At 62.7% G+C, this 8,378-nt stretch carries 9 protein-coding genes and 1 tRNA gene; 7 read left to right on the forward strand and 3 right to left on the reverse strand.

All coding sequences use genetic code 11. From position 1 onward, the window contains the following. Window positions 1–1,297, forward strand: a 1,297-nt coding sequence (gene aceB / locus AC1DYX_RS24385; protein WP_477263666.1) for a malate synthase A, incomplete at its 5' end; no start/stop codon positions are given. A gap of 58 nt (window positions 1,298–1,355) precedes the next feature. Here aceB and AC1DYX_RS24390 read toward each other — a convergent pair. Then, window positions 1,356–2,000: a DsbA family protein gene (locus AC1DYX_RS24390; RefSeq protein ID WP_477263668.1), complete on the reverse strand. Its 645-nt coding sequence runs from the start codon at window positions 1,998–2,000 to the stop codon at window positions 1,356–1,358. Window positions 2,001–2,016: 16 nt separating this feature from the next. Continuing rightward, window positions 2,017–2,826, reverse strand: coding sequence for a hydroxyacylglutathione hydrolase (gene gloB, locus AC1DYX_RS24395; RefSeq protein WP_477263670.1), 810 nt, complete (start codon window positions 2,824–2,826; stop codon window positions 2,017–2,019). 21 nt (window positions 2,827–2,847) lie between these two features. Here gloB and AC1DYX_RS24400 point away from each other — a divergent pair, with 21 nt between their 5' ends. From AC1DYX_RS24400 to AC1DYX_RS24415, 4 genes are all read left to right on the forward strand, one after another. Further along, window positions 2,848–3,633, forward strand: a complete 786-nt coding sequence (locus AC1DYX_RS24400) for a class I SAM-dependent methyltransferase (protein WP_477263672.1) — start codon at window positions 2,848–2,850, stop codon at window positions 3,631–3,633. 21 nt (window positions 3,634–3,654) lie between these two features. Then, entirely contained in the window at window positions 3,655–4,095 is a 441-nt protein-coding gene (rnhA, locus tag AC1DYX_RS24405; protein WP_477263674.1) for a ribonuclease HI, read from the forward strand. A 50-nt stretch (window positions 4,096–4,145) separates the two neighbouring features. Continuing rightward, window positions 4,146–4,853, forward strand: a complete 708-nt coding sequence (gene dnaQ / locus AC1DYX_RS24410; RefSeq protein WP_477263676.1) for a DNA polymerase III subunit epsilon — start codon at window positions 4,146–4,148, stop codon at window positions 4,851–4,853. 69 nt (window positions 4,854–4,922) lie between these two features. Continuing rightward, window positions 4,923–4,997, forward strand: a tRNA-Val gene (locus tag AC1DYX_RS24415). Window positions 4,998–5,217: 220 nt separating this feature from the next. Here the strand turns inward: AC1DYX_RS24415 and AC1DYX_RS24420 are convergent. Beyond that, window positions 5,218–6,525: a DUF2272 domain-containing protein gene (locus AC1DYX_RS24420; protein ID WP_477263678.1), complete on the reverse strand. Its 1,308-nt coding sequence runs from the start codon at window positions 6,523–6,525 to the stop codon at window positions 5,218–5,220. A 237-nt stretch (window positions 6,526–6,762) separates the two neighbouring features. Here AC1DYX_RS24420 and AC1DYX_RS24425 point away from each other — a divergent pair, with 237 nt between their 5' ends. Both AC1DYX_RS24425 and AC1DYX_RS24430 read left to right on the forward strand, forming a co-directional pair. Beyond that, a complete protein-coding gene (locus tag AC1DYX_RS24425) occupies window positions 6,763–7,440 on the forward strand; it encodes a hypothetical protein (protein WP_477263680.1) in 678 nt (225 codons plus the stop codon). A 74-nt stretch (window positions 7,441–7,514) separates the two neighbouring features. Beyond that, on the forward strand, window positions 7,515–8,378 hold an 864-nt coding region (locus AC1DYX_RS24430), incomplete at its 3' end, for a hypothetical protein (RefSeq protein WP_477263682.1).

Here is an 8,378-nt window from a genome sequence, read left to right on the forward strand (position 1 = left end):
CAAGATGGTCATCAACGCGCTGAACTCGGGTGCCGACAGCTACATGACGGACTTCGAGGATTCCAACACGCCGAACTGGGACAACCAGATTACCGGCCAGCTCAATATGCGCGACGCCGTGCGCAAGACGATCTCGCTGGAACAGAACGGCAAGCAATACAAGCTGAACGACAAGGTCGCCACCCTGGTCGTCCGCCCGCGCGGCTGGCACCTGGACGAGAAGCACGTGCTCGTCGACGGCAAGCGCATCTCCGGCGGCATCTTCGACTTCGCCCTGTTCATGGTCCACAACGCGAAGGAACAACTGGCCCGCGGCGCCGGTCCGTACTTCTATCTGCCGAAGATGGAATCGCACCTGGAAGCACGCCTGTGGAACGACATCTTCGTGATGACGCAGAACGAACTGGGCCTGCCGCAGGGCACGATCAAGGCGACGGTGCTGATCGAGACGATCGTCGCCGCCTTCGAGATGGACGAGATCCTGTACGAACTGCGCGAACACAGCGCCGGCCTGAACGCGGGCCGCTGGGATTACATCTTCTCGTGCATCAAGAAGTTCAAGCTGGACAAGGACTTCTGCCTGGCCGACCGGCCGAAGGTCACGATGACGGCGCCGTTCATGCGCGCCTACGCGCTGCTGCTGCTCAAGACCTGCCACAAGCGCGTCGCGCCGGCGATCGGCGGCATGTCCGCACTGATCCCGATCAAGAACGATCCGGAGAAGAACGAGACGGCGATGTCCGGCGTGCGGACCGACAAGGCCCGCGACGCCACCGACGGCTACGACGGCGGCTGGGTCGCGCACCCGGGCCTCGTCGACCTTGCGATGACGGCGTTCAAGAAGGTCCTGGGCGACCGTCCGAACCAGATCGACAAGCAGCGGCCGGACGTCGAAGTGACGGCCAGGGACCTGCTGGACTTCCGTCCGGAGACCCCGATCACGGAGGCGGGCCTGCGCTACAACATCAACGTCGGCATCCACTACCTGGGCGCCTGGCTGGCCGGCAATGGCTGCGTGCCGATCCACAACCTGATGGAAGACGCCGCCACCGCGGAGATCAGCCGCTCGCAGGTCTGGCAATGGATCCGTTCGCCGAAGGGCGTGCTGGAAGATGGCCGCAAGGTCACGGCCGAGATGGTTCGCGCGATGATCCCRCAGGAGCTGGCCAACGCCAAGGCGGCCGCCCCGAACGGCGACAGCCCGACCTATGACCGCGCCGCCCAGATCTTCGAGCAGATGTCGACGTCGGAAGAGTTCGCCGAATTCCTGACCTTGCCGCTGTACGAAGAAATCTGACGATCCGCGTGCCCGCACGCGCGGGCACGATCGCACCGCACGCGACGCTGGCGTGCGGTCACCGCTTCCGTTGCGCCATCGGCTCCCGGCCGACGAACTCCAGTAACGCATCCTCGTCGATAGCATGCCCTTGCATCCGCCATAGCAGCGCATCGATCCGGTCCGCTCCCCAGAACAATTCCCCGTCGCCGGCAATGCGAAAGGTCGGCACACCGAACACGCCATCCGCCATGGCTTGCGCCGTCGCGTCCGCCAGCGCCTGCTTCACGGCCGGCGTTTGCGCGGCCGCCAGCAGACCAGTCCCGTCCTGCCCGGCCTCGTCCGCCAGGCGCACGAGCGTCGCCTCGTCCATCAGGTCCGCACCCCGTTCCCACGTCGCGCAGGTCAACGCCATCAGCAAGGCGCCGCGCGTCGCGTCGTCCGCGAGTGCCGTGCACATGCGCAAGGCGGGCAGCGGATTGAACGGGTGGCCGGGCGGACCGGCGAAGGACAGCCCACGGCGGGCGGCTTCGCGCATCACGTCGCGGAACAGGTAGCGCCGCTTGGCCGGCACCTCGGCCGGCCCGATATTGCCGTGGGCGTTCAGCAGCCCGGCAAACAGGACGGGCACAATGACGATGCGCGCGCCCGCGGCCTCGAGGCGCCCGAGATCGCGCAGGCCCAGCCACGCGTACGGACTGACCGGATCGGCATAGCAGCGCACCGTGACCATGGCGTGCTCAGAACACGTTCTTCCATTCGCGCAGCGCGGCGAACACGGTGACCGGGTCCGCGCCCGGCGCCAGGCGGCCGGCAGCCGTCAGGCTGGCGATGATGGCCGGTTCGCCCGTGCGCAGGAAGGGATTGGTCGCCTTTTCGATGGCGATCGTCGACGGGATCGTGGGCAGGTGCGTGCCGCGCAACTGGCTGTCGTGCGCGATGCGCATCTGCAGCGCGCGATTGCCCGGTTCCAGCGCTTCGGCGAAGCGCAGGTTGGACAGGGTGTATTCGTGGGCGCAATAGACCAGCGTATCGTCGGGGAGGGCGGCGAGCTTGGCCAGCGACGCCGTCATCTGCGCGGGCGTGCCTTCGAACAGGCGGCCGCAGCCGGCGCCGAACAGGGTGTCGCCGCAGAACAGCCAGTGACCACGGTCGTCGTCCCGCACGTAGGCGATATGGCCCCTGGTGTGGCCGGGCACGTCCAGCACGGCGAGCTCGAGCGCCAGTCCGGGCACTCGCGCGCGATTGCCCTCGGACAATGGATGGGTGACGGCGGCAATGCCGTCGGTGCGGGGACCGAAAACCGGTACGTTGCTGTGTTCGAGCAAGCGCGTCACGCCGCCAATGTGGTCAGCATGGTGATGGGTGAGTAGAATGGCAGTCAGGGTGAGGTCGTTCGCCTCCAGGGCCGCAAGGATGGGTTCCGCGTCGCCCGGGTCGACCGCTGCCGCGTGGACGCCGTCATGGATGAGCCAGAGATAATTGTCCTTGAACGCGGGCACGATCAGTACGGCAAGCTCAGTGGTCGAATGCTTGGACGAGGGAGTCATAGGTATGAATAAAGGTTGGGCATGGACAGCGCGGCATCCGAAAAATCCATTATAGCGCTCGACCGCTGGCTGCAATCGCCGGCTGGCGCGTACGTGCGCGCCTGGGAACAGGCCTGCCTGGACGAGCTGACGGTCGATATCTTCGGCTTCAACGCGGTCCAGATCGGCGTGCCGCAGATCGACGCGCTGGCCGCCAACCGCATGCCCAACAAATGGCAGGCGGCCACGCGCACGTCGACGGCCGACGAGCTGGTTTACGCGGCGACGGGCAAGCAGATCGCGGTGGCGCTCGACTTCGCCGAGCTGCCGTTCGCGTCGCAGAGCCTGGACCTCGTCGTGCTGCCGCACGTGCTCGAATTCGCGGCCGAGCCGCACCAGGTGCTGCGCGAAGTGGAGCGCGTGCTGATCCCGGAGGGCCAGGTGATCATTTGCGGTTTCAATCCGGCCAGCCTGTGGGGCGTGCGCCAGGGGATGGGGCGCATCACGAGCAGCGACTACCTGCCGGCGGCGGGCGAGTTCATCTCTATGCCCCGCCTGAAAGACTGGTTAAAATTGTTGAATCTCGGCGTGACGCGCAGCCATTTCGGCTGCTACGCGCCGCCGTTCCGGACCACGCAATGGCTCAACCGCTTCGCCTTCGTCGAAGGGGCGGGGCGGCGCTGGTGGCCGTATCTCGGGGCCGTGTATATGGTCCACGCGATCAAGCGCGTGAAGGGCATGCGCATCATCGGCCCGGCCTGGAACAGGAAGACGAGCAAGGCGCCTCAGGCGGTGCCGGCGGCGAACCGCAACGAACATCACAAGTAATGCAAAGGAAAGACACGCAGCATGACCAAAGTTGAGATTTTTACCGACGGCGCCTGCAAGGGAAATCCGGGCACCGGCGGCTGGGGCGCGCTGCTCGTGGCCGATGGCGGCCACGAAAAGGAGATCTTCGGCGGTGAGCCGAACACGACCAACAACCGCATGGAGCTGCGCGCCGTGATCGAGGCGCTCACCGTCCTGAACCGTCCATGTGAAGTCGTCCTGCACACGGACAGCCAGTACGTCCAGAAGGGCATCTCGGAATGGATCCATGGCTGGAAGGCGCGCGGCTGGAAGACGTCCACGAAGGAACCGGTCAAGAACGACGACCTGTGGAAGGCCCTCGACGCCGCCCAGCAGCAGCACACCGTCGAATGGCGCTGGGTACGCGGCCACAACGGCCATCCCGGCAACGAGCGCGCCGACGCCCTCGCCAACATGGGCGCGGCTTCGGTAAGGCGCTGATTTTGCTATACTTCCTGGTCTTTCCCAACGCTTTTTGAGTATCCACGCGCATGCGCCAAATCGTCCTCGACACCGAAACCACCGGCCTGAATCCGCGCACCGGCGACCGCATCATCGAAGTCGGTTGCGTCGAAATCCTGAACCGCAAACTGACCGGTAATAACTTCCACCGCTACATCAATCCCGAGCGCGACTCGGATGAAGCGGCGCTGGCGGTGCACGGCCTGACGACGGAGTTCCTCAGCGATAAGCCGAAATTCCACGAGATCGCCGAAGAACTGCGCGCATTCGTGCAGGGCGCCGAGATCATCATCCACAACGCGCCGTTCGACCTTGCGTTCCTGAACCACGAATTCGAACGCCTGGGCCTGCCGCCGTTCGCCGAGCACTGCAACGGCGTGATCGACACGCTTGTACACGCCAAGGAACTGCACCCTGGAAAGCGCAACTCGCTGGACGCGCTGTGCGACCGCTACGGCATCTCGAACGCGCACCGCAAGCTGCACGGCGCATTGCTCGACTCGGAGCTGCTGGCCGATGTCTACCTGGCAATGACGCGCGGCCAGAACTCGCTGTCGATGGACGTCGAGGTCGAAACGAGCGTCGGCGGCCAGTTGCTGGAAGCCGGTCCGCTGGGCGACATCCTCGTGCTGCCGGCCAGCGCCGACGAGCTCGCCGAGCACGAGGACGTGCTGGCCGCGCTCGATAAAGGAGTAAAAGGAGAATGTATTTGGAGAAAATATTCTCTGCAGGGGTGACAGAACGCAAAATTCCCCCTATAATGCTCGTCATTGCAGCGATGCAAACGCAGCAAAAGCAGTAAAAAGGGGCGGTTAGCTCAGGGGTAGAGCACAGCATTCACACTGCTGGGGTCGCAAGTTCGAAACTTGCACCGCCCACCAGGATTGAAGTTTCCGATTCAAGGACTTGGATTCCATCGGCGAGTTGAGTAAAACAACTTGGGGGAAATTCGGGGAATCGGGACAAAAAGGAAGCCAGCGATAAGCTGGCTTTCTTCGTTTACACCGTCTGATCGCGGCCGTTCGTAATGCAATGTTTCGTGATTCCAGCCAAACCCGGGAACTCGTGCGCGGCGAGGCGTTGGCTCAGGGCTTCAGCCCGTTACGCCGTTGCCTGCTCGATGGCCCATGCGTTCGCCACGTCMTACTTCAGATTTCGGACTACGCAGATGAACGGGTTTTCGGTACGTTGCAGGATTTTTCCATCGACGCCGAGAGGGACCCGCTTGCGACCGACCGTATCACCCTCATTGCCGCCCACGGTCAGGGCAAAGGCACCGGAAGCGTCCCGGCCCAATGCAACGACCAGGGCGGAATGGCTTTCGTAGGCTTCGTGTGCCGCGGCGAAGCCGAAGTCGAGTTTCTGTTTACCGCGATTGTTGTGAATGAGGTCGCCCACCCGAGGGGCGCATGATTCAATGGGGTAGCCGCGAAACAGTCCCCGGTCGGCCCGGGCATTCGCGATCGCCCAGTAGACGAAGCGTGAATGCGCGTTTGACGCCTTGAATTCCGCAGGCGCCGCACCTCCCGTGCGCATCAGCCAGGAAATGAACACGGCTGACCACGCGGTTTCGACCCCCGGGAATGTGTAGTCGAGATCTTGCCAGAATGTGCGGATCTGCTCCTTGAGCGGGGAGTCGCTCTCGACATATTGATGATATTTTTGATACTGCTGATTTGCGAGATCCACGATCCGGTTCGCGAATTCGCTCGGCGTCTCGGCCGGCGTCGCGTTGTCTTCCGCAAACTGCAGCATGCTGTCGATATTCGCCTGCAGCGTCGAGAAGCCACCATAATCGCCGTCGGCAAACGCGTCTTCGTAAGTCCCGTGCACGCCGGGCGAGAGGGTACAGAGCGACGTGGTGGCGACTTCCTGCCTGATATTCGGGGAAGGATAGCCGTGGCCGGCCCAGCCATGCGATTCGGCCAGCATCGTATAGTCGGCGATGCCCAGCGTTTCCTTCATATGGGCACACACCTGCCCCGATCCGTACACACCGATTCGATAACGCGGCGTTCCGCCGGCGGCGGCTGCCAGCCCCTGGCGCACGTCCTTGAAATACTGTGCGATCACGCCGTGCGTATCGTCGGCTGTTGCATCGTAGTCCACCGCAAAATAGATTGCGCTGCCTTCCGGCTGTCCGAGTTCCACCGCATACCGATGCGCATGCAGACCGTCCCGTTCGCCACGTTTGTCCTTGAAGTAGTCGCGCTCGGTCGGTCCGTCTTCATAGATGGCGACGAGGTTGATCCCCTTGTCCAGCAGTGCCTTGGCTTCCCCTGGCGTCAGTCTTTTCTGGGGCATGGCGGTGGTCGTGCTGTAGTAGCGGCACGCGAATGCAATATTCCCGAGCCGTAGGCAGTCTGCCAGTGTAGCGACCGATACGTTTGTTGATATTCCTCGAGACATCGCTGCTCCCTTCGTGTATTAACTGAGCGTTACGTAGAGATAACAGAGTCAGCTGTAAATTATTACTAACATATTTGCTAATTGACATTCAGTCATTTGACAATCGATTATTGGTCGGTGGTATTGATCGGAATCAAAATTATCGACCGGCCTCCTGCTTGTCTGCCGCGTATTCCGCGATTTCGGCGCCAGCCTCCAGCACGGCCGCACTTTGGATGACTACCTGATGGAGTGACCATGCAGATCAATGAAGTCCTTTCGCTGGTGACGTTTGGTGCAATCGGTGGAATGCTCGGCCAGGGGCTGCGTGTCGTGGTTGGCTTGAAAAAGGCTCAGGAGCAGGCTGCTGCGAACGGATTGTCTTTTCAGGACGACGTGTTCGACAGCCGACGACTCTGGTCGAGCCTGCTGATCGGGGCGATTGCCGGCGGCATCGGCGTGTTCACGCTGACCACGCTCCCGACTTTCAAGGATGAGGCAGAGGCGGCCAACAAGTTCTTTGCCCTCGTCGGGATCGGCTATGCGGGCACTGACTTCATCGAGGGTTTCATCAACCGGTATCTTCCACTCCAGGACAGCACGGCTGGAAACGCGAAAGAGACACGCAACCCTCCGCCCGCCGACCCGCCGGCTCCTGCTCCGGCTGGAAACCAGGCCCAAGCCGTCGCCCTGCTTCAGGCGGGAGCAATCCCGACGCCAGCGCAGGGCGATCCGCGCCTGATGACTGCTGGTTCCCTGCTCGTTCTTCCAGCGTTCTGGCTGGCGATTTCCTCTGGTGGTGCTGCACCAGGAGACGACGTCGCGGCGCCGGGTGGGGCGGCGGCTGCAGCGAACATGCCATTCCCTGATGCCGACACACCTGCCGGACCGGACGGCAAGGCGGCAGGCGTGCAGGCGGGCGCGCAGGAAGCCTGACCGGAGGGCGAAGGCGGGCGCCGTCTGGAGCGGCGCGCAACCGTTCGCACGCACGAATATCACGAGGAGACACTGTGGCATATCCTTCGCGGATCATCGATTTGCACACCCACCTGTTCAATGCACGCTACGTGCCCCTTGCGAGTGTTATCGCCAACGCGATGAAAAAGGATTCAAGTCCGCTGGCCGAACGTGCGGCGGCTCTTCTCGAGGAAATGACAGGATCGAGCTACGCATCGGACGACTTCCTGCCCATGCCAACGGATCCAGACGAGAAGGATGCGTATTTGCTCGACAAGATCTGGGCGATTGCCCGCTTCGAGCTTGCACGGGCCGGCCAGGCGCCGGCACTCCTTGGCGCGCCGGACGCCGGCGAGAAATCCGACGGGATCGATGCGGAGCGCATCATGCAGCTGATCGTCGACCTCTCGGAGATCGATTACGCCGCAGAAGGCTGGGCTGGCGAGGTGCCGCCGCGGCGACCGACCGAAGCCGGCTTCGTGTCGCCATCGGGGGCGGATATCCTGGCTTGGGCCGGCAAAGTTCTGCGCATGGCGCTGCATATCGTGGCGACGCTCATGGAGCCTGGAGCATGGGGCCACGTGGAAAACTACCTGGAGTTCTTCCTGACAATGCTGAAATCCGAACAGGCGTTGCTGGACAAGATATTCGAAGGTTACGGCAAAGGCTTCCCACAATTGCAGGTTGTCCATTTTATGATGGATATGCAGATGGCCTACGCCGGTCAGGAAAGCCCGCGTTATCCCTTTTTCCCGAATCAGCTCGACAAGATGAAGAAGCTGGAAGCGGCGAACAAGGGGAAGGTAGCCGGATTCGCCGCGTTCGATCCGCGGCGGGAGAATTGGCGGGAGCGTGCGGAGTATGCCCTGGATAACGGATTTGTCGGTTTCAAGTTCTATCCTGCGATGGGCTACGCG

The organism is Massilia sp. P2_C2 (assembly GCF_056404615.1).

Excerpts from the sequence above, each read along its gene's own strand:
- rnhA (WP_477263674.1), top strand. The coding sequence starts at position 3,655 with ATGACCAAAGTTGAGATTTTTACCGACGGCGCCTGCAAGGGAAATCCG.
- gloB (WP_477263670.1), bottom strand. The coding sequence starts at position 2,826 with ATGACTCCCTCGTCCAAGCATTCGACCACTGAGCTTGCCGTACTGATC.
- AC1DYX_RS24400 (WP_477263672.1), top strand. The coding sequence starts at position 2,848 with ATGGACAGCGCGGCATCCGAAAAATCCATTATAGCGCTCGACCGCTGG.
- AC1DYX_RS24425 (WP_477263680.1), top strand. The coding sequence starts at position 6,763 with ATGCAGATCAATGAAGTCCTTTCGCTGGTGACGTTTGGTGCAATCGGT.
- dnaQ (WP_477263676.1), top strand. The coding sequence starts at position 4,146 with ATGCGCCAAATCGTCCTCGACACCGAAACCACCGGCCTGAATCCGCGC.